18 protein-coding genes, 2 tRNA genes and 1 rRNA gene are annotated in these 19,499 nt (G+C 67.1%); 9 read left to right on the top strand and 12 right to left on the bottom strand.

Features of this window, described 5'->3' with window-relative positions; all coding sequences use genetic code 11:
• Positions 1-90: 90 nt before the first annotated feature.
• The 3 genes from ACVCMG_RS13040 to ACVCMG_RS13030 form a co-directional block, all read right to left on the bottom strand.
• Positions 91-166: transfer RNA gene (locus ACVCMG_RS13040), tRNA-Ala, on the bottom strand.
• A gap of 1 nt (position 167) precedes the next feature.
• Positions 168-244, bottom strand: a tRNA-Ile gene (locus ACVCMG_RS13035).
• 221 nt (positions 245-465) lie between these two features.
• Positions 466-2,011, bottom strand: a 16S ribosomal RNA gene (locus ACVCMG_RS13030).
• Positions 2,012-2,019: 8 nt separating this feature from the next.
• Here ACVCMG_RS13030 and ACVCMG_RS13025 point away from each other — a divergent pair.
• Complete coding sequence (locus ACVCMG_RS13025; protein WP_395120256.1) at positions 2,020-2,214, top strand: hypothetical protein; 195 nt, start codon at positions 2,020-2,022, stop codon at positions 2,212-2,214.
• A gap of 246 nt (positions 2,215-2,460) precedes the next feature.
• On the opposite strand, the gene ACVCMG_RS13020 is transcribed toward ACVCMG_RS13025, so the two are convergent.
• Together ACVCMG_RS13020 and ACVCMG_RS13015 are read right to left on the bottom strand one after the other, a co-directional pair.
• On the bottom strand, positions 2,461-2,652 hold the full coding sequence (locus ACVCMG_RS13020) for a hypothetical protein (RefSeq protein ID WP_447098020.1): 192 nt from the start codon (positions 2,650-2,652) through the stop codon (positions 2,461-2,463).
• Positions 2,653-2,759: 107 nt separating this feature from the next.
• Positions 2,760-2,957, bottom strand: coding sequence for a rubredoxin (locus ACVCMG_RS13015; protein ID WP_395120258.1), 198 nt, complete (start codon positions 2,955-2,957; stop codon positions 2,760-2,762).
• A gap of 108 nt (positions 2,958-3,065) precedes the next feature.
• On the opposite strand from ACVCMG_RS13015, the gene thiE reads away from it, so the two are divergent.
• Together thiE and hemL are read left to right on the top strand one after the other, a co-directional pair.
• Positions 3,066-3,701, top strand: coding sequence for a thiamine phosphate synthase (gene thiE, locus ACVCMG_RS13010; RefSeq protein ID WP_447098019.1), 636 nt, complete (start codon positions 3,066-3,068; stop codon positions 3,699-3,701).
• 7 nt (positions 3,702-3,708) lie between these two features.
• Positions 3,709-4,992, top strand: a complete 1,284-nt coding sequence (gene hemL / locus ACVCMG_RS13005; RefSeq protein WP_447114305.1) for a glutamate-1-semialdehyde 2,1-aminomutase — start codon at positions 3,709-3,711, stop codon at positions 4,990-4,992.
• A 1-nt stretch (position 4,993) separates the two neighbouring features.
• Here hemL and ACVCMG_RS13000 read toward each other — a convergent pair whose 3' ends face one another.
• The 6 genes from ACVCMG_RS13000 to ACVCMG_RS12975 are packed head-to-tail and all read right to left on the bottom strand — an operon-like array spanning position 4,994 to position 10,275.
• Positions 4,994-5,413: a VOC family protein gene (locus tag ACVCMG_RS13000; protein ID WP_447114304.1), complete on the bottom strand. Its 420-nt coding sequence runs from the start codon at positions 5,411-5,413 to the stop codon at positions 4,994-4,996.
• Positions 5,410-6,660, bottom strand: coding sequence for an acetylornithine/succinylornithine family transaminase (locus ACVCMG_RS12995; RefSeq protein ID WP_447114303.1), 1,251 nt, complete (start codon positions 6,658-6,660; stop codon positions 5,410-5,412). The genes ACVCMG_RS13000 and ACVCMG_RS12995 overlap by 4 nt, the downstream gene beginning before the upstream one ends.
• Positions 6,657-7,481, bottom strand: coding sequence for an SDR family oxidoreductase (locus ACVCMG_RS12990; RefSeq protein WP_447098015.1), 825 nt, complete (start codon positions 7,479-7,481; stop codon positions 6,657-6,659). Before ACVCMG_RS12990 ends, ACVCMG_RS12995 begins: the two co-directional genes overlap by 4 nt.
• A gap of 44 nt (positions 7,482-7,525) precedes the next feature.
• Positions 7,526-8,128 (bottom strand): LON peptidase substrate-binding domain-containing protein, encoded by a 603-nt coding sequence (locus ACVCMG_RS12985; RefSeq protein ID WP_395120264.1) that lies wholly within the window; start codon positions 8,126-8,128, stop codon positions 7,526-7,528.
• A 45-nt stretch (positions 8,129-8,173) separates the two neighbouring features.
• Positions 8,174-9,646, bottom strand: a complete 1,473-nt coding sequence (gene mpl, locus ACVCMG_RS12980; protein WP_447114302.1) for a UDP-N-acetylmuramate:L-alanyl-gamma-D-glutamyl-meso-diaminopimelate ligase — start codon at positions 9,644-9,646, stop codon at positions 8,174-8,176.
• Between the two features lie 44 nt (positions 9,647-9,690).
• Positions 9,691-10,275, bottom strand: coding sequence for an adenylate kinase (locus tag ACVCMG_RS12975; protein WP_027484899.1), 585 nt, complete (start codon positions 10,273-10,275; stop codon positions 9,691-9,693).
• A gap of 189 nt (positions 10,276-10,464) precedes the next feature.
• Here ACVCMG_RS12975 and ACVCMG_RS12970 point away from each other — a divergent pair, with 189 nt between their 5' ends.
• The 6 genes from ACVCMG_RS12970 (at position 10,465) to ppa (ending at position 18,412) form a co-directional block, all read left to right on the top strand.
• Positions 10,465-11,742, top strand: a complete 1,278-nt coding sequence (locus ACVCMG_RS12970) for a 6-phosphofructokinase (protein WP_447114301.1) — start codon at positions 10,465-10,467, stop codon at positions 11,740-11,742.
• Positions 11,743-11,902: 160 nt separating this feature from the next.
• A complete protein-coding gene (locus ACVCMG_RS12965; protein WP_447114300.1) occupies positions 11,903-12,340 on the top strand; it encodes an RcnB family protein in 438 nt (145 codons plus the stop codon).
• Positions 12,341-12,502: 162 nt separating this feature from the next.
• Positions 12,503-14,575 carry a sodium-translocating pyrophosphatase gene (locus ACVCMG_RS12960; protein WP_136257809.1) on the top strand — a complete coding sequence of 691 codons (2,073 nt, stop codon included), beginning with the start codon at positions 12,503-12,505 and terminating at the stop codon, positions 14,573-14,575.
• Between the two features lie 190 nt (positions 14,576-14,765).
• Positions 14,766-16,856, top strand: a complete 2,091-nt coding sequence (locus ACVCMG_RS12955; protein WP_447115418.1) for a prolyl oligopeptidase family serine peptidase — start codon at positions 14,766-14,768, stop codon at positions 16,854-16,856.
• 84 nt (positions 16,857-16,940) lie between these two features.
• The gene (locus tag ACVCMG_RS12950; RefSeq protein ID WP_447098011.1) at positions 16,941-17,795 is read left to right on the top strand and encodes a 2OG-Fe(II) oxygenase; all 855 of its coding nucleotides are present in this window, start codon (positions 16,941-16,943) and stop codon (positions 17,793-17,795) included.
• 71 nt (positions 17,796-17,866) lie between these two features.
• On the top strand, positions 17,867-18,412 hold the full coding sequence (ppa, locus tag ACVCMG_RS12945) for an inorganic diphosphatase (protein ID WP_395120270.1): 546 nt from the start codon (positions 17,867-17,869) through the stop codon (positions 18,410-18,412).
• A gap of 60 nt (positions 18,413-18,472) precedes the next feature.
• Here ppa and ACVCMG_RS12940 read toward each other — a convergent pair whose 3' ends face one another.
• Positions 18,473-19,492 carry a DUF2333 family protein gene (locus ACVCMG_RS12940; protein ID WP_447114299.1) on the bottom strand — a complete coding sequence of 340 codons (1,020 nt, stop codon included), beginning with the start codon at positions 19,490-19,492 and terminating at the stop codon, positions 18,473-18,475.
• Positions 19,493-19,499 lie beyond the last annotated feature (7 nt).

Here is a 19,499-nt window from a genome sequence, read left to right as displayed (position 1 = left end):
TTTACGTGTTTTCAAAGAACATCGTGCCGGCCTCAATGCCGGTCGATTTCAAAATCTTTCGTGTGCTGATACTTCACGCGCCCACTGGAGTGGTGGAGCCAGTCGGGATCGAACCGACGACCCCCTGCTTGCAAAGCAGGTGCTCTCCCAGCTGAGCTATGGCCCCATGGTGGGTCTGGGTGGACTCGAACCACCGGCCTCACCCTTATCAGGGGTGCGCTCTAACCACCTGAGCTACAGACCCATGAAAGGTGAACCCCAGAACCCGCGAGCCAAGCTACCTGGTCCCGCTTGACGGGGCCGTAAGCCTCGTTCGAAGCGGCTGTTGTGAAGAGTCCGGCCATGGAGGGCCGGTCTTGATGTTCGCTCTTCGCAACAGGGACGTTGCGTAAGCAAACCCTTCGCGTGAAGTACAGGTGTCTTGTGTGGACGTCTTGCACCGATCGGTGCGACGTGTCGTTCTCGAAAGGAGGTGATCCAGCCGCACCTTCCGATACGGCTACCTTGTTACGACTTCACCCCAGTCATGAACCACTCCGTGGGCGTCGTCCTCCTTGCGGTTAGACTAACGCCTTCTGGAGCAACCCACTCCCATGGTGTGACGGGCGGTGTGTACAAGGCCCGGGAACGTATTCACCGCGGCATAGCTGATCCGCGATTACTAGCGATTCCGACTTCATGGAGTCGAGTTGCAGACTCCAATCCGGACTGGGATCGGCTTTCTGGGATTGGCTCCACCTCGCGGTATTGCAACCCTCTGTACCGACCATTGTAGTACGTGTGTAGCCCTGGCCGTAAGGGCCATGAGGACTTGACGTCATCCCCACCTTCCTCCGGTTTGTCACCGGCAGTCTCCTTAGAGTTCCCGACATTACTCGCTGGCAACTAAGGACAAGGGTTGCGCTCGTTGCGGGACTTAACCCAACATCTCACGACACGAGCTGACGACAGCCATGCAGCACCTGTGTTCCGATTCCCGAAGGCACTCCCGCATCTCTGCAGGATTCCGGACATGTCAAGGCCAGGTAAGGTTCTTCGCGTTGCATCGAATTAAACCACATACTCCACCGCTTGTGCGGGCCCCCGTCAATTCCTTTGAGTTTCAGTCTTGCGACCGTACTCCCCAGGCGGCGAACTTAACGCGTTAGCTTCGACACTGATCTCCGAGTTGAGACCAACATCCAGTTCGCATCGTTTAGGGCGTGGACTACCAGGGTATCTAATCCTGTTTGCTCCCCACGCTTTCGTGCTTCAGCGTCAGTGTTGTCCCAGATGGCCGCCTTCGCCACTGATGTTCCTCCCGATCTCTACGCATTTCACCGCTACACCGGGAATTCCACCATCCTCTGACACACTCTAGCTCGCCAGTATCCATCGCCATTCCCAGGTTGAGCCCGGGGATTTCACGACAGACTTAACGAACCGCCTACGCACCCTTTACGCCCAGTAATTCCGATTAACGCTTGCACCCTTCGTATTACCGCGGCTGCTGGCACGAAGTTAGCCGGTGCTTATTCCTCAGGTACCGTCAGACTGCACACGTATTAAGCATGCAGATTTCGCTCCTGATAAAAGTGCTTTACAACCCGAAGGCCTTCTTCACACACGCGGCATTGCTGGATCAGGCTTGCGCCCATTGTCCAATATTCCCCACTGCTGCCTCCCGTAGGAGTCTGGGCCGTGTCTCAGTCCCAGTGTGGCTGATCATCCTCTCAGACCAGCTAGCGATCGTCGCCTTGGTGGGCCATTACCCCGCCAACTAGCTAATCGCACATCGGTTCGTCCTGCCGCGCGAGGCCTAAAAGGTCCCCCGCTTTCTCCCGTAGGACGTATGCGGTATTAGTCCCGGTTTCCCGAGGTTATCCCCCACGTCAGGGTAGATCCCGATGCATTACTCACCCGTCCGCCACTCGCCACCCAAGGAGCAAGCTCCTCTGTGCTGCCGTTCGACTTGCATGTGTTAGGCATGCCGCCAGCGTTCAATCTGAGCCAGGATCAAACTCTTCACTTAAGTTTTCGATGACCGAAGCCATCTATCTTTCCGAAGCGTATGTTCCCAACCAATCAAAACTCATTACTGACTTTTTACTTGGTGGGACGCTTGCATTGCTTGGACAGGTCACGACCCATCAACGCAAGACGTCCACACAATTCACCTGCGCACACTGTCAAAGATCTTCGCTGCCCGACCGCCTTTCGGTGATCGCCCCGTGACCTTTCGTCCCGGGTGAGCCGCCCATTCTACATCGCTTTCCGAGACCGTCAACACCCTCGATGGAAAAATTTCGACGGTGTTTTGTTGCGGAATCTTCGCCGACAGGGCCTGTCGTCGAAGGGGCGAGCATGATAGCGCCCCGCGGCGTTCGTGGGAAGGGTCTGCGTGCAGTTTCTTCCAGGCAATGGAGCGCCGAGGGCCGTGGAACGGCCTCGCCGCACCATCGCGCAGAGGGTTGGCCTGCATCAGGATCCCGCAGCGCCACGCGAAAACAGCGGCCGCGCCGGACAGGTCTCCGGCAACAGCGCCACGGCGCGCGTGGGCGGAGTCGCGAGCGCCGGTTCAGGCAGCAAGCCGACTCGATAGGGGATGAAATCTTCCGGGCGCATGCGTTCGAACGCGTCCCAGTCATCTTCGAAGGGAATGAACCGCAGCATGGGATGCTCCTGATCCGGCGCGCACCATCCGTGCGCGAGTTCATCAGAGCAGTCGGCGCGGCCAGTTCGCCGGCAGGGTCTGGCCGTTTGCGGGCGCAACGCTGCGCTTAGTCGATCTCGATCATCTCGAAGTCGTCCTTGGTCGTGCCGCAATCCGGGCAGGTCCAGGTCTCGGGTACGTCTTCCCAGCGCGTGCCTGCCGGGATGCCCTCGTCGGGGACGCCCTGCGATTCATCGTAGATGTAGCCGCATACGACGCACATCCATTTGCGCGTGGCAGCGGCACCGGGGGAACTCTGGCTCATGGTCGGGCTTCTTCGGATGACTGGGAATAGGACATTCTCGCAACTCGACCGACAATGCGAAAGCACGACAATGATCCGGCCATCTTCACGCCACTCGGAAATCCGCCCATGAAACACCCCACTACGCTCGCACAACGTGGCCTGTACGCGATCACCAACGGACCGCGCCCCGATCTGCTCGACGTGGTGGCACAGGCGCTGGCCGGTGGCGCACGGCTGCTGCAATATCTGGACGAGGAGCCCGGCGATGTGCGCCGCCACGCCGAGGCCACGGCGATCGCGCAATTGTGCCGGCGGCATGCGGTGCCGCTGATCATCCACGAGGACGCGGCGCTGGCGCAGGCCGTCGGTGCCGATGGCGTGCATCTGGCGCACTCGGTCGACACAATCCGCACGGCCCGCGAACGCCTTGGCCCAACCGCCATCATCGGCGTCGCCTGTCGCGACTCGCTCGCCGACGCGCGCAGCGCGGCACAGGCCGGCGCCAGTTACGTATCGTTCGGTGCGATGTATCCGTCGCCGACCAAGCCGCAGGCAACGATCGCCCCGGTGGATCTGCTGAGGCAAAGCGCCGCGCTGGGCGTGGCACGGGTGGCGATCGGCGGCATCACGCCGGACAATGCTGCCTTGCTGATCGAGGCCGGCGCCGATTACGTGGCTTCGATTTCCTCCCTGTTCGCTGCGCCCGACGTGCGCGACGCGGCTCAGCGTTTCGCCCGGCTGTTTCCCTCGCCCAATCCTTGAGAATCCGATGACGACCAACCACGAACTGTTCCAGCGCGCCCTTCCGTTGTTGCCCGGCGGCGTGAATTCGCCGGTGCGCGCATTCAAGTCGGTCGGCGGCGAACCGTTCTTTACCGCCCGCGCCGATGGCGCGTATCTGTGGGATGTCGAAGGGACGCGCTACATCGACTATGTCGGCTCGTGGGGCCCGATGATCGTCGGCCACAACCATCCCGCCGTGCGCGAGGCGGTGGAACGCGCGGTGCGTGACGGCCTTTCCTTCGGCACGCCGTGCGCAGCCGAAGTGGTGATGGCCGAAACGATCACGCGGTTGATCCCGTCGATCGAGATGGTGCGCATGGTCAATTCCGGCACCGAGGCGACCATGTCGGCGATCCGGCTCGCCCGCGGCGCCACCGGCCGCAGCAAGATCGTGAAGTTCGAGGGCTGCTACCACGGCCACGGCGACAGCTTCCTGGTCAAGGCCGGCTCCGGTGCGCTGACCTTCGGCGTGCCGACCTCGCCGGGCGTGCCGAAGGCAAATGCGGATCTCACGCTCACCCTGCCGTACAACGACCTCGCTGCCGCGCAGGCGCTGTTCGCCGAACTGGGCGACGAGATCGCCGGGCTGATCATCGAGCCGGTTGCCGGCAACATGAACTGCATCCCGCCGGTGGACGGTTATCTGCAAGGCCTGCGCGAACTGTGCACACGACATGGTGCCGTGCTGATCTTCGACGAGGTGATGACCGGTTTCCGGGTGGCGCTGGGCGGCGCGCAGGCGCATTACGGCGTCACGCCGGACCTGACCACGTTCGGCAAGATCATCGGCGGCGGCATGCCGGTCGGCGCCTACGGCGGCCGCAGGGACCTGATGGAACAGATTGCTCCGTCGGGCCCGATCTACCAGGCCGGCACGCTCAGCGGCAATCCGGTGGCGATGGCCGCGGGCCTGGCGATGCTGGAGCTGATCCAGGCGCCCGGCTTCCATGATCGTCTGGCCGCGCGCACGCGTCTGCTCTGCGACGGCCTGCAATCGGTCGCCGACGGCGAGGGCGTGGCGTTCAGCACGAACCGCGTGGGCGGCATGTTCGGCCTGTTCTTCAGCGCCGGGCGAGTGAACAGCTACGCGCAGGCCACGGCCGCCGACGTTGCGCTGTTCAATCGCTTTTTCCACGGCATGCTGAAGCGCGGCGTGTATCTGGCGCCTTCCGCTTTCGAGGCAGGGTTCATGTCCAGCGCACACAGCGACCAGGACATCGCCGATACGCTGGAGGCTGCACGCGGCGCCCTGCGCGACGCGCGCGGCTGATTCACCAGCTGCCGGTGTTGGGCATGGACGCCCACGGTTCGCGCGGAGGCAAGTGGCCTTCCTGCAGCAGTTCGACGGAAACCAGGTCGGGCGAACGCACGAACGCCATGTGGCCGTCGCGCGGCGGGCGATGGATGGTGTAACCCATGTCCAGCAACCGCTGGCAGGTGGCGTAGATGTCCGCCACCCGGAAGGCGAGGTGGCCGAAGTTGCGCGCGCTGCCGTAATCCTCGGTGGAACCCCAGTTGTACGTCAGCTCGATTTCCGCCTCGGGGCTGTCCGGCGCAGCCAGGAATACCAGGGTGAACTGGCCCTGGGCGTTTTCCATGCGGCGTACTTCACGCAGACCCAGACCTTCGCAGTAGAAGCGCAGCGAGGCATCGATGTCGCGCACGCGCACCATGGTGTGCAGATATTTCATGGTCCACTCCTGTCTGTCGCGGGTTTCCCGCCTGCGACGAAATCGTTCAACGCGTGGTGCAGGCGGGAAAGGCCTTCGGCCAGTTCCTCGTCGGTGATGGACAACGGCGGCACGAAGCGCAGCACGTCCGCGCCGGCCTGCAACAGCAGCAAGCCGCGAGCCGCGGCGTGGTCGAGGATGTCGCCGGCCCTGCCCTTGTACGTATCCGCCAGCACGGCACCGATCATCAGGCCACGCCCGCGCACTTCGTCGAACAGTGCCAGTTGCTGGTTGATCCGGGCCAGGCCCGCGCGCAAATCGTTGGCCTGGCGCTCGACGTTGGCAAGGATCGCCGGCGAGGCCAGCTTGGCCAGCGCCACGCGCGCCACCGCGGCGGCCATCGGATTGCCGCCGAAGGTGGTGCCGTGCGACCCGTACTGCATCGTGTCGGCCACTTTCGGTCCCGCCAGCATGGCGCCGATGGGGAAACCGCAGCCCAGGGCCTTGGCCAGGGTGACGACGTCCGGCTTGACCTGGCCGTGCGCGAACAGCTCGCCGGTGCGGCCCATGCCGCACTGGATTTCGTCCAGCACGAGCAAGGCGTCGTGCTCGTCGCACAGCTCGCGCACGCGTTCGAGGAAACCCGGCGCCGCCGGCACCACACCGCCTTCGCCCTGGATGGGCTCCAGCATCACGGCGGCAATGCCGTCGGCCTCGAAGGCCAGTTCCAGCGCTGCCGTGTCGTTGTAGTCGAGGTAGCGAAAGCCGGCAGGCAACGGCTCGTATCCGGCCTGGTATTTCGGCTGCGCCGTCGCGGTCACCGTGGCCAGCGTGCGACCGTGGAAGGAACCCTTGAAGGTGACGATGATGCGTCGCTCCACCGGGCGCCCCTGCGCAGCCGCCCAGCGGCGCACCAGCTTGATCGCCGCCTCGTTCGCCTCCGCACCGGAGTTGCACAGGAATACGCGCTCGGCGAAACCCGAAGCCACGACCAGTTCCTCGGCCAGGCGCAGCGGCGGCTCGGTGTAGAACACGTTGCTGGCGTGCCACAGCTTGTGCGCCTGAGTGGCCAGCGCAGCGAGCAGATCCGGGTCCTGGTGTCCCAGCGAGTTCACCGCGATGCCGGCGCCGAAGTCGATGTAGTCGCGGCCCTGCGTGTCCCACACGCGCGACCCGCGACCGTGATCGAGCACCAGCTCGCGCGGCTTGTAGACCGGCAGCCAGTAACGCTTGCCGAGGTCCAGCAGTTCCTGTTCGGGCGAGCTCATGAGCGCTCCAGGAACAGGTCCGGCAACAACTCGGCGCCGGGCTCGACGGCGTACTGGTCGAAATCGGTCACGCCGGTTTCGCGCAGCACTTCGTCGTCGATCGCGAAATGGCCGGTGTAGTCGCGGGCCGGCCGGGTCAGGATGGCGTGGGCGGCATCGGCCACGATCTCCGGACGGCGGCACTGCCCGGCGGTGACGCCGTCGATCATCGCAATCGCGGCGGTGGCGATTACCGTGCGCGGCCACAGCGCGTTGACCGCGATGCCGAGCGGGGCGAACTCGGCGCTCATGCCCAGCACGCACAGGCTCATGCCCATCTTGGCGATGGTGTAGGCGACATGCGGGGCGAACCATTTCGGATCGAGGCTGGGCGGCGGCGACAGCATCAGCACATGCGGGTTGGTCGCTTTCTTCAGGTACGGCAGGCAGGCCTGGGTGACCAGGAAGGTGCCGCGGGTGTTGACCTGGTGCATCAGGTCGAAGCGCTTCATCGGCGTGCCTTCGGTGCCGGCCAGCCAGATCGCGCTGGCGTTGTTGACCACGATGTCGATGCCGCCGAAATGCTCCGCCGCCCGCGCCGCCGCGGCGACCACCTCGGCCTCCTCGCGGATGTCCACCTGCAGCGCCAGCGCACGACCGCCCGCCGCTTCGATGTCGGCCGCAGCGGTGTGGATGGTGCCGGGCAGCTTGGGATTGGGCACCGCGCTCTTGGCCGCGATCACGATGTTGGCGCCGTCGCGTGCGGCCCGGCGCGCAATCGCCAGGCCGATGCCGCGCGAGGCGCCGGTGATGAACAAGGTCTTGCCAGCGAGCGAACTCATGCGAATCGACTCCATGGGATGAACGTCCAGTGTAGCCGGGCCGCTCACGCCTTCTGGAAGCGCGGCAGGATGTCGCGCAGCTCGGCCAGGCGCTGCAACGGATCGGTCAACTCCAGCATGCGCTGTTGTTCGCCAGTGTCCAGCGGCAGCAGTTCGGCCAGGCGAAAACCCAGCCAGCTGGCATCTTCGTAGTCGCTGCGTGCGGCATGCCGCCAATGCGGCGCCATCGTCTCGATCAGTCGTTCGAGGATGCTCTGCAGCAGGGCGAACTCCACCGGCACCTCCTGCACCGGCTCGCCGGGCCAGCGCTCGGCGTTGCCGCGCAACTGGCCATCGGCGCGCGCGCGGCTGCGCGAAACGCGAAAGCGCGCACCCCCTTCGGCCACGATGCCGAGCAGGCCGTTCTCGTCGCGCTGGAAATCGCTGATGCGCGCCAACGTGCCGATCGCCGCCGGCACGGCCGGCTCGCCAGTCTCGCGCCCGGCCAGGATCAGGCACACGCCGAACGGGCTGCCGTCACGGCAGCATTCGCGCACCAGATCCAGATAACGCGGCTCGAAGATGCGCAGGTGCAGCCGCCCACCGGGAAACAGCACGGAGGAGAGCGGGAACAGCGGGATGTCGAGCAGCTCGGATTTGACGGCCATCGGCCGAGTGTACCCAGTGCCCACCACGCCGGTCTGCGCGCAGCGTCAGGCGCCGCGCAAACGTTCGACGAAGCGCCGCGGCGCAGCCTCGAAACCGCCGTTGGACATGAACACCACCTGGTCGCCCGGCCGCACCTGCCGACCCAACTCGGCGATCAGCGCGTCGACGGTCGGCACCGCGGCGCCGCGGCCGCCGAGGGCTGCCGTCACCGCACCGGCGTCCCACGGCAACTCGGCACGCTGGAGGATCAACACGCCATCGGCGTCGGCCAGCGACGGCGCCAGCGCCTCCGCATGCGCGCCCTGCCGCATCGAGTTGGAACGCGGCTCCAGCGCCACCAGAATGCGCGCGTCGCCGACCTTCGCGCGCAGCCCGGCCAGGGTGGTGGCGATCGCGGTGGGGTGATGGGCAAAGTCGTCGTACACGCGCACGCCATTCACTTCGCCGACCAGTTCCATCCGTCGCTTCACGCTCTCGAAGTTGGCGAACGCCGGCAGCAGCGCACGCGGATCGGCGCCGGCGGCCGTCGCCGCGGCCAGCGCGGCCAGCGCGTTCATCACGCTGTGCTGGCCCAGCAGCGGCCAGCGCACCTCGCCGAGCCGCTCGCCGCCGCGGTGCACCGCGAAGGCCGAGCCGTCCGCCTCGATCAGCGTGGCCTGCCAGTCGCCGCGGCCGATGCCGAAGGTTTCCACCGGCGTCCAGCAGCCCATCGCCAGCACCTCGGCGACGCGCTCGTCGTGCGCATTGACGATCAGCCGGCCGTTGCCCGGCACGGTGCGCACCAGGTGATGGAACTGGCGCTGGATCGCGGCCACGTCGGGGAAGATGTCCGCGTGGTCGTACTCGAGGTTGTTGAGGATCGCGATGCGCGGGCGGTAGTGCACGAACTTCGAGCGCTTGTCGAAGAACGCGGTGTCGTACTCGTCCGCTTCAATCACAAATGGCGCCGCCACCGGCGGCACGACACTCCCTTCTCCCGCCGGCGACCCTTGGGGAGTCCCCTCGCGGGTGAGAAGGTGGCGCGCAGCGCCGGATGAGGGTCCGGGGCTTGCGTGTCCCGATGTGCTCCCCAGCCTCGCCGACACCCCGAAATTCCCCGGCACGCCACCGACCAGAAACCCCGGCGCCATCCCCGCACTCTCCAGCAAATGCGCCAGCAGGCTGGTGGTGGTGGTCTTGCCGTGGGTGCCGGCCACCGCCAGCACGTCGCGCTCGGCCAGCACCGTCTCGCCCAGCCACTGCGGGCCGGAGACGTAGCGCAGGCGCGCATCGAGCAGGTACTCGACGGCCGGATTGCCGCGCGTCATCGCGTTGCCGACCACGACCAGATCGGGTGCCGGCTGCAGGTGTTCGGCGGCGTAGCCGCTCATCAGGCCGATGCCGAGCGCCTCCAGCTGGGTGCTCATCGGCGGATAGACGTTCGCGTCGGAACCTTCGACCGTGTGGCCCAGTTCGCGCGCGAGCGCGGCGACGCCGCCCATGAAGGTGCCGCAGATGCCGAGTATGTGCAGACGCATGCCGAGCGACTCCGTGAAATCCGCTCCGCCGGAGCGGGAAGCGCTCAGCCGTTCGCGGCGGCAGCTTCGTTCTGCAGCGCGCGCTCGATCCGCGCGGTGACCTCGGCCAGCTCGCCGACGCCGTCCACCACCTGCAGCTTGCCGCGGCCGGCGTAGAAATCCGCCACCGGCGCGGTCTGCTCGGCATAGATGGCCAGGCGCTTGCGCACGGTGTCCGGGTTGTCGTCGGCGCGGCCCTCCGCCTTGAAGCGGATTTCGCAGCGGCCGATGATCGCCTGGTTCGGCACCTCCAGCTTCACCACCGCGTCCAGCGGCTGGCCGAGCTTGGCCAGCAGGTGGTCGAGCGCGTCGGCCTGGGCCAGGTTGCGCGGGTAGCCGTCGAGGATGAAGCCGGCCTTCGCGTCGGCCTGGGCCAGGCGCTCTTCCAGCATGCCGAGCAGGATGTCGTCGGAGACCAGCTGGCCGGCGTCCATCACCGCCTTGGCCTTGAGCCCCATCGCGGTGCCCGCGGCGACGGCGGCGCGCAGCATGTCGCCGGTCGAGATATGCGGAACGCCCAGCGCCGTTTTCAGCCGGGCCGCCTGCGTACCTTTGCCCGAACCGGGCGCGCCAAGTAGGACGAGTCGCATAATGCTCCACGAGTTCGGCGGGTCGCCGCACGCTGCAGCAGCCCGCCCGATGCACGAAATTGCCGTCAAATTAGCCGCTGCACCGGGTGCCGTCAAACAGCGACCTTCGTCGCATCCGGCCAAGTATTTGTTGCATAAAAAGATTTGCCGGCACCGTTGCCACGCTTCCACTGCCCTATCGAGGATCCCATGAGCCCGAGCCGCCGTTCCCCCGCCGTCACCGGCAACCTGCTGTACGCCCAGTCCGGCGGCGTCACCGCGGTGATCAACGCCACCGCCGCCGGCGTGATCGAGGCCGCCCGCGGCAAGGGCGTGAAGGTGTACGCCGCGCGCAACGGCATCCTCGGCGCGCTGCGCGAGGAGCTGATCGACACCTCGAAGGAATCGGCCGCCGCGATCGCCGCGCTGCGCCACACCCCCGGCGGCGCGTTCGGTTCGTGCCGCTACAAGCTGAAATCGCTGGAGGACAACCGCGGCGAATACGAGCGGCTGATCGAGGTGTTCCGCGCCCACGACATCCGCTGGTTCCTCTACAACGGCGGCAACGATTCGGCCGACACCGCGCTGAAACTCTCGCAGATCGGCAAGACGCTCGGCTACGACATCCGCTGCATCGGCGTGCCGAAGACGGTGGACAACGACCTCGCCGTCACCGACTGCTGCCCGGGCTTCGGCTCGGTGGCGAAGTACACCGCGATCTCCACGCTGGAAGCCAGCCTCGACGTGGCCTCGATGGCCGAGACCTCGACCAAGGTGTTCATCCTCGAAGTGATGGGCCGCCACGCCGGCTGGATCGCCGCGGCGGCGGGCCTCGCCGGCGACGATGCGGACGCGGCACCTCACCTCATCCTGTTCCCCGAGAACGCGTTCGACGAGGCGGCGTTCCTGGCCAAGGTGCAAGCCACCGTCGAACGGGTGGGCTGGTGCACCGTGGTCGCCTCCGAAGGCGTGCGCAACGCGGCCGGCCAGTTCCTCGCCGAGGCCGGCACGCGCGACGCGTTCGGCCACAGCCAGCTCGGCGGCGTGGCGCCGGTGCTGGCCGCGCTGGTGAAGGAAAAGCTCGGCTACAAGTACCACTGGGCGCTGCCCGACTACCTGCAGCGCTCGGCGCGGCATGCCGCCTCGCAGGTCGACGCCGAGCAGGCGTACGCCGTGGGCAAGGCCGCGGTCGACTACGCGCTGACCGGGATGAACGCGGTGATGCCGGTGATCGTGCGCACGTCCGACGCGCCGTACCGCTGGAAGATCGCGCCCGCGCCGCTGGCGAAGATCGCCAACCGCGAGAAGAAGATGCCGAAGAACTTCATCAGCCGCGACGGCTTCGGCATCACCGCCGCCGCCCGCCGCTACCTCGCCCCGCTGATCCGCGGCGAGGCGCCGTTGCCCTACGGCAAGGATGGCCTGCCGCGCTACGTGCGGCTGAAGAACACCGCGGTGACGAAGAAGCTGGCGGCATTCGGGCGCTGAACTCCACGGCTTCCGTGACCGGCGCCACCGTGCTGAGCGCCACCTGAAAACCGGGGCGCCCGCATAGGCTTGCGTTCAGCCGCAGCTTCTTACGCTCCATCCTGCCCGGGTCGATCGCCGTGCCGTTGCGGCCACGACCCTCCACGGGAGGAGACTTGAGATGAAACTCATCCACCGCCTGCTCATCGCCCTCGCCCTGCTCGGCACCGGCAGCATCGCGCTGGCCGCTCCCGGCCCCGGTCCGGGCGACCACGGCCGATACGGCCACGACCGGGGTCACGACCGTGGCCACGACCGCCGCCATGACGACCGCCGCTGGCACGACGACCGCCGCCACGGCGACTGGCGCCGGCATGATGACCGCCGCTATGGCTACGGACACCGCGATTACCGCTACGCCGGCCCGCGCTATTACCCGGTGCGCCACCATCGCTGGGAACGCGGCCACCGCTACTACGGTCCGACCTACGTCGTGCGCGATTACCGCTACTACCGCCTGCGCCCGCCGCCGCGCGGCTACCACTGGGTGCGCGCGGACAACGACTACCTGCTGGTCGCGATCGCCACCGGCATCATCCTGGACTACGCCCTGCGCTGAGTCCGCACCAGGCTGACCGATCCGGGGGCCGTGCATCCGTGCACGGCCCTTTTCGTTGATGGACGGCGCTGCGCCGCACAACGGCCTGCGCCGTCGCCTCTGCCTATACTCCCCGGGACCGCCCGTTCCGGACGGCCACTTACAACCCATGGGGAGGCTCCGATGCTGCAGCAGTATGGCTGGTGGATCGTCGTTGCGTGTGCGGTGGTGGCGGTTCTGTATGGCGCGCTGTCCGCGCGCTGGATCCTGGCGAAATCGCCGGGCAACGAACGGATGCAGGAGATCGCCGCGGCCATCCAGGAAGGCGCACGCGCCTACCTCAACCGCCAGTACACCACCATCGGCCTGGTCGGCGTGGTGTTGCTGCTGCTGATCGGTTTCTTCCTCAACTGGCCGACCGCGATCGGCTTCCTGCTCGGCGCGATCCTGTCCGGGGCGGCCGGCTACATCGGCATGAACGTCTCGGTGCGCGCCAACGTGCGCACCGCCGAGGCGGCGCGCAGCGGACTCGGCGCCGCGATGGACGTGGCGTTCCGCGGCGGCGCGATCACCGGCATGCTGGTGGTTGGCCTGGCCCTGCTCGGCGTGGCCGGCTACTGGCTGGTGCTCGGCCACTTCGGCGTCACCGGCGAGACCGCGCTGCACGCGCTGGTCGGACTGGCCTTCGGCAGCTCGCTGATCTCGATCTTCGCGCGCCTGGGTGGCGGCATCTTCACCAAGGGCGCGGACGTCGGCGCCGACCTGGTCGGCAAGGTGGAGGCCGGCATCCCCGAGGACGACCCGCGCAACCCGGCGGTGATCGCCGACAACGTGGGCGACAACGTGGGCGACTGCGCCGGCATGGCGGCCGACCTGTTCGAGACCTACGCGGTGACGGTGATCGCCACCATGCTGCTGGCCGGTCTCACCTTCGCCGACAACCTCGCTGCCGTGCTGTACCCGCTGCTGCTCGGCGGCGTGTCGATCATCGCCTCGATCATCGCCACCTTCTTCGTCCGGGTGAAGGCCGGTGGCTCGATCATGGGCGCGCTGTACAAGGGCGTGATCGTGTCGGCGGTGCTCTCGGCGGTCGCGTTCTGGTTCGTCACCGGCAGCCTGCTGCCGCAGGGCCTGGCCGCCGGCGACGGCAGCGTCATTTCCAGCCACGCGTTGTTCCACTGCGCGCTGATCGGGCTGGTGCTGACCGGCCTGATCGTGTGGATCACCGAGTACTACACCGGCACGCAGTACAAGCCGGTGCAACACATCGCGGCGGCCTCGACCACCGGCCACGGCACCAACATCATCGCCGGCCTCGGCGTGTCGATGAAAGCGACCGCGATGCCGGTGATCGTGATCTGCGCGGCGATCTGGGGTGCCTACAGCCAGGGCGGCCTGTACGGCATCGCGATCGCCGCCACCGCCATGCTGTCGATGGCCGGCATGATCGTGGCGCTGGACGCCTACGGCCCGATCACCGACAACGCCGGCGGCATCGCCGAGATGGCCGACCTGCCGCCGGAAGTGCGCGGCGTCACCGACCCGCTGGACGCGGTGGGCAACACCACCAAGGCGGTGACCAAGGGCTATGCGATCGGCTCGGCCGCGCTGGCCGCGTTGGTGCTGTTCGCCGACTACACGCACAACCTCGACGTCGCCGCCCAGGCCAAGGCATTGGCCGCGGGCACGGCGTATTCCCCGCTGACCTTCGACCTGTCCGACCACATGGTGATCATCGGCCTGCTGATCGGCGGCCTGATCCCGTACCTGTTCGGCGCGATGGCGATGGAGGCGGTCGGCCGCGCCGCCGGCGCCGTGGTGGAGGAAGTGCGCCGCCAGTTCCGCGACATCCCCGGCATCATGCAGGGCACCGGCAAGCCGGAATACTCGCGCGCGGTGGACATGCTGACCAAGTCGGCGATCCGCGAGATGATCGTGCCGTCGCTGCTGCCGGTCGCCGTGCCGATCGTGGTCGGCCTGCTGCTGGGCCCGAAGGCGCTGGGCGGCGTGCTGATCGGCACCATCGTCACCGGCCTGTTCGTGGCGATCTCGATGACCACCGGCGGCGGCGCCTGGGACAACGCCAAGAAGTACATCGAGGACGGCCACCACGGCGGCAAGGGCTCCGAGGCGCACAAGGCCGCGGTCACCGGCGACACCGTGGGCGACCCTTACAAGGACACCGCCGGCCCGGCGGTGAACCCGCTGATCAAGATCATCAACATCGTGGCGCTGCTGATGATCCCGCTGCTGTAACCGAAGCCATCCCATCCGGCTCGACGAAAATCCCGCTGCGGCGGGATTTTCGTTCGCCGCCAGCGGCGCCCTGCGGCCAGCGGCCGCATGGGATCCGCTCGATCGCCGGCAATTCCGCGCTCGCCCCCAAAGGAGAAACCTCATGCGACTGGTCTGGCTCACCCTGGCACTCGGCGTCACACTGGCGGGCATGAATCCTGCCGACGCCAGCGATACCCCACCCGCGAAAACCCCTGCCGACCAGGCCGCCACCAACGATCCCTGGCTGTGGCTCGAAGACATCCACGGCACCCGCTCGATGGAATGGGTGAAACAGGAGAACGCACGCACGCAGGCGCGCTTCGCCAGCGACGCCAGCTTCGACAAGACACGCGACGCGATCCTGCAGGTACTCGACTCGGACGCACGCATTCCCTACGTCAACCGCATGGGCGGCGAGCTGTACAACTTCTGGCGCGACAAGACCCACCCGCGCGGCGTCTGGCGCCGCACCACCCTGGCCGAATACCGCAAGGCCGAGCCGAAATGGGAGGTGTTGCTGGACATCGACGCGCTGAACAAGGCCGAGGGCAAGCGCTGGGTGTTCAAGGGCGTGCAATGCCTCAAGCCGGCGTTCGAGCGCTGCCTGGTGTCGCTGTCGCCCGACGGCGGCGACGCAGTGGCGGTGCGCGAGTTCAGCATCCCGAAGAAGGCCTTCGTGAAGGGCGGCTTCGAGCTGCCGGTGGCCAAGAGCGATGTCGGCTGGATCGACGAGGACACCATTTACGTGGGCACCGACTTCGGCCCCGGTTCGATGACCGCCTCCAGCTATCCGCGCATCGTCAAGGAGTGGAAGCGCGGCACGCCGCTGTCGGCCGCCGCGACCGTGCACGAGGGCAAGCACGACGACCTCGCGGTCAGTGCGTTCCACGACCGCACGCCGGGTTACGAGCGCGACTTCGTGTCGGTGGCCAAGGATTTCTTCCACAGCGAGCTGTTCCTGCGCCACGGCGGCAAACTGACACGCCTCGACGTGCCCACCGACGCCGATGCCAACGCCCACCGCGAATGGCTGCTGGTGCAGACGCGCTCACCATGGACAGTCGGCGGCGCCACCTATCCCTCAGGAGCGCTGCTGGCCATCCGCTTCGACGACTTCATCGCCGGCAAGCGCGAGTTCACCGTGCTGTTCAAGCCCGACGAGCACACCGCGCTGTCCAGCTACGCCTGGACCCGCAACCACCTGATCCTCGACGTGCTGGATGACGTCAAGAGTCGGCTGGAAGTGCTCACTCCGCCGCGGATGGCGGGCGCCGACGACGGCTGGCATCCCGAGGTGCTGCCGGGTGCACCGGCGCTCAGCACGGTCAGCGTGGTCGACACCGACCCCGACCACAGCGACGAGTACTGGCTCGACGTGGCCGGCTTCCTCACCCCCGCATCGCTCGAACGCGGCGTGCTGGGCAGCACGCCGGCGGAGACGATCAAGCAGGAGCCGGCGTTCTTCGACGCGTCGAAGTTCACCGTCAGCCAGCACTTCGTGACCTCGAAGGACGGCACCCGCGTACCGTATTTCGAGATCGCGCCCAAGGGCATCAAGCTGGATGGCGCCAACCGCACCCTGCTGTACGGCTACGGCGGCTTCGAAGTGTCGCTGCTGCCGCACTACAGCGGCAGCATCGGCCGCGCCTGGCTCGATCGCGGCGGCGTCTACGTGGTAGCCAACATCCGCGGCGGCGGCGAGTACGGCCCGCGCTGGCACAAGGCGGCGCTGAAGGCGAACCGCCCGCGCGCGTACGAGGATTTCGCCGCCGTCGCGCAGGACCTGATCAAGCGCGGCGTCACCTCGCCCGGGCACCTGGGCGCCGAAGGCGGCAGCAACGGTGGCCTGCTGATGGGCAACATGCTCACCATGTATCCGCAGTTGTTCGGCGCGATCGCCTGCGAAGTGCCGCTGCTGGACATGAAGCGCTATTCGCACCTCTCCGCCGGCGCGTCGTGGATGGCCGAATACGGCAACCCGGACACCGCCGACTGGAACTTCATCAAGACCTTCTCGCCGTACCAGAACGTGAAAAAAGACGGCCACTATCCGCCGGTGCTGTTCTACACCGCCACCAGCGACGACCGCGTGGGTCCGGTGCAGGCGCGCAAGATGGCCGCGAAGATGCAGGCGCAAGGCCACCCCGACGTGTGGTTCTACGAGAACCTCGAAGGCGGCCACGGCGCCGGCGCGGACAACCAGCAGTCCGCCCACATGCACGCGATGGCCTACGACTTCCTGTGGGATCAGCTGAAGTAGCGGTGACCGCCGCACGCTCGCGCGGGCGTGCGGCGAAAGTGGTCGCTGAAGTATGCTGACACGCCGATCGCAAGCCTTTCCCCCATGCCGTCACGCACCGCCATCAGCCATGAATTGCGCGAGTGGATCCTCGCCACCACACGGGCCGGCCACGGCGTGCCGGACGTGCTCAAGCTGATGAAGGACAACGGCTACGACCCGCGCCAGAGCCGCAGCATCGTCGCCGAAGTGCTGAAGCTGCCGCTGGCCGCGCTCAACGCCGGTACCACTTCGCCCGCACCGCGCGGCCTGCGCACCAGACACCCGGAGGCGCCGGCGGTCTGCGTCGACGGCCACGCCATCGGCGTGTCGCTGAGCGTCGACGAACCGCCGCTGCGCGTGCTGGAAAACATCCTGGACGACGCCGAATGCGCCGAACTGATCGAGCTGGCGCGGCCGCGGCTGGCGCGCGCGCTGACCGTCGACGACGACGGCAAACAGCAGGTGGACCAGCGCCGCACCAGCGAAGGCATGTTCTTTTCCATCGGCGAACGGCCGCTGATCGCGCGCATCGAGCAGCGCCTGGCCGGCCTGCTCGGCCTGCCGGTCAACCACGGCGAAGGGCTGCAGATCCTGCATTACCGCCCGGGCCAGGAGTACGAGCCGCATTTCGACTGGTTCGACCCTGCCTTGCCCGGCTACGACGCCATCACCCGTTCCGGTGGCCAGCGCATCGCCAGCGTGGTGATGTACCTCAACACGCCCGAACTGGGCGGCGGCACCGCCTTCCCCGAGCTGGGCCTGACCGTCACCGCGCGCCGCGGTTCGGCCGTCTATTTCGCCTACGAAGGCGGCGACCCCCGCTCGCTGCACGCCGGCCTGCCGGTGATCTGCGGTGAAAAATGGATCGCCACCAAGTGGCTGCGCGAGCGGCCCTACCGCCAGGGCGGTCGCGGCTGACAAGCGGTGCTGCGATGCAGCAGCGTTTGGCGTATCCTAGCGGACTGTTTTTCCCCCGCTTGAGGATTCCCATGGGTCTGCATCTTGTCCCCGCCGGTCGCGACGTGCCAAACGAAATCAACGTCATCATCGAGATCCCCAAGGATGCCGAGCCGGTCAAGTACGAGGTGGACAAGGAATCGGGCGCGATCTTCGTCGACCGCATCCTGTCCACGCCGATGCGCTACCCGTGCAACTACGGCTACGTGCCGGGCACCCTGGGCGGCGACGGCGACCCGCTGGACGCGGTGGTGATCCTGCCGTTGTCACTGGCCGTGGGCTCGGTGATCCGCTGCCACCCGGTCGGCATGCTGCAGATGACCGACGAGGCCGGCGCCGACGAGAAGCTGGTGGTGATTCCCTCGCCCAAGGTGTTCCCGGGCTACGCCCACATCAACGACATGAAGGGCGTCTCGCCGCACTGGCTGCAGCGCATCGGCCACTTCTTCGAACATTACAAGGATCTGGAGCAGGGCAAGTGGGTCAAGGTCGAGGGCTGGGTCGGCGCCGAAGAGGCCAAGGCCGAAATCCTGGCCGGCATCGCCCGCTACAAGGCCGAGCACGGCTCCAAGGCCTGAGCCCGAAGGCGATGCAATGCAAGAGCCCCGCCCGTGCGGGGCTCTTGCGTTGGGGCCGCATCAGCCGCGCTTGAGCAACTCGCGCAGGTCGATCAGCGCCGCATTGGCGCGCGACACGTAGTTCGCCATCACCAGCGAATGGTTGGCGAAGAAACCGAACGGCGAACCGTTCAGCACCATCGGACTGTGCAGCGGGCGCTGCGCCTCCTCCAGCTCGCGGATCACCTGTTCCAGGCTCACGTCGGCGTGCTTGGAGCGCAGGATCGGGCCGAAATCGCGCTGGATCGCCTTGAGCTGTTCCAGCAGCGTCCAGGTGTAGCCGCGTGCTTCGTAGAAGTTGTCGTCGATCTGCGTCCACGGGGTCTTGACCAGCCGGCCGCCGCCGGGTGCGGCCGCGGTGGACGCGCTGGCCGGATCGGAGGCGTCCACGTCGCCGATGCGGATCTGGCCCACGCTGGCCGACAGCCGCTGCGACAACGAGCCCAGCCGCGACGAAGCCAGCTGCAGGTAATCGGCCAGGTTGTCGGCGCGCGCGTAGAAGTGCGCATTGCTGTCGTCGGCATCGCCGAGCCGCGCCAGATAGCCGTCCAGATGCTTGATCGCCTTGCGGTACTGGCTTTCCGAGCTGGGCAGCAGCCAGCGGTCGTTCGGGCTGTTGAGCAGCGGGTCGGCCTCGGCCAGGTCCTTGTCCTCGGTCGACTGCGTCTGCGAGCGGCTGAAGTCGTTGCGCAGCGCGCGCACCAGGTCGCGCGAGGCGGTCAGCGAGCCGAATTCCCAGTTGGGGATGTTGTCCAGCAGTACGCCCGGCGGCAGCTTGTCGTTGCTGAGGTAGCCGCCGCGCTTGTCGAGCAGGGTGCGCACCGAGGCGATCAGGGTGACCGTGGTGGTGGCGCCGGTACTCACCGGCCGCTTCAATTCCTGCATCCGGGCCTGGGTGGCCGCCACCGGATCGAACAGCGCCGGCTCGGTATCCCACCACCACATCGACGCCGCGATCAGCAGCACCAGCACGGCGACCACGGCCAGGATCGCCCGGCGCAGGCCGCGGCGCGGCGCGGGGGAAGTGTCAGGGGTCAGCATCGGACGG

The organism is Rhodanobacter sp. UC4451_H18 (genome assembly GCF_052978225.1).
The sequence above is the reverse complement of the archived record's forward strand: the minus strand, read 5'-3'. Positions and strand labels throughout refer to the sequence as shown.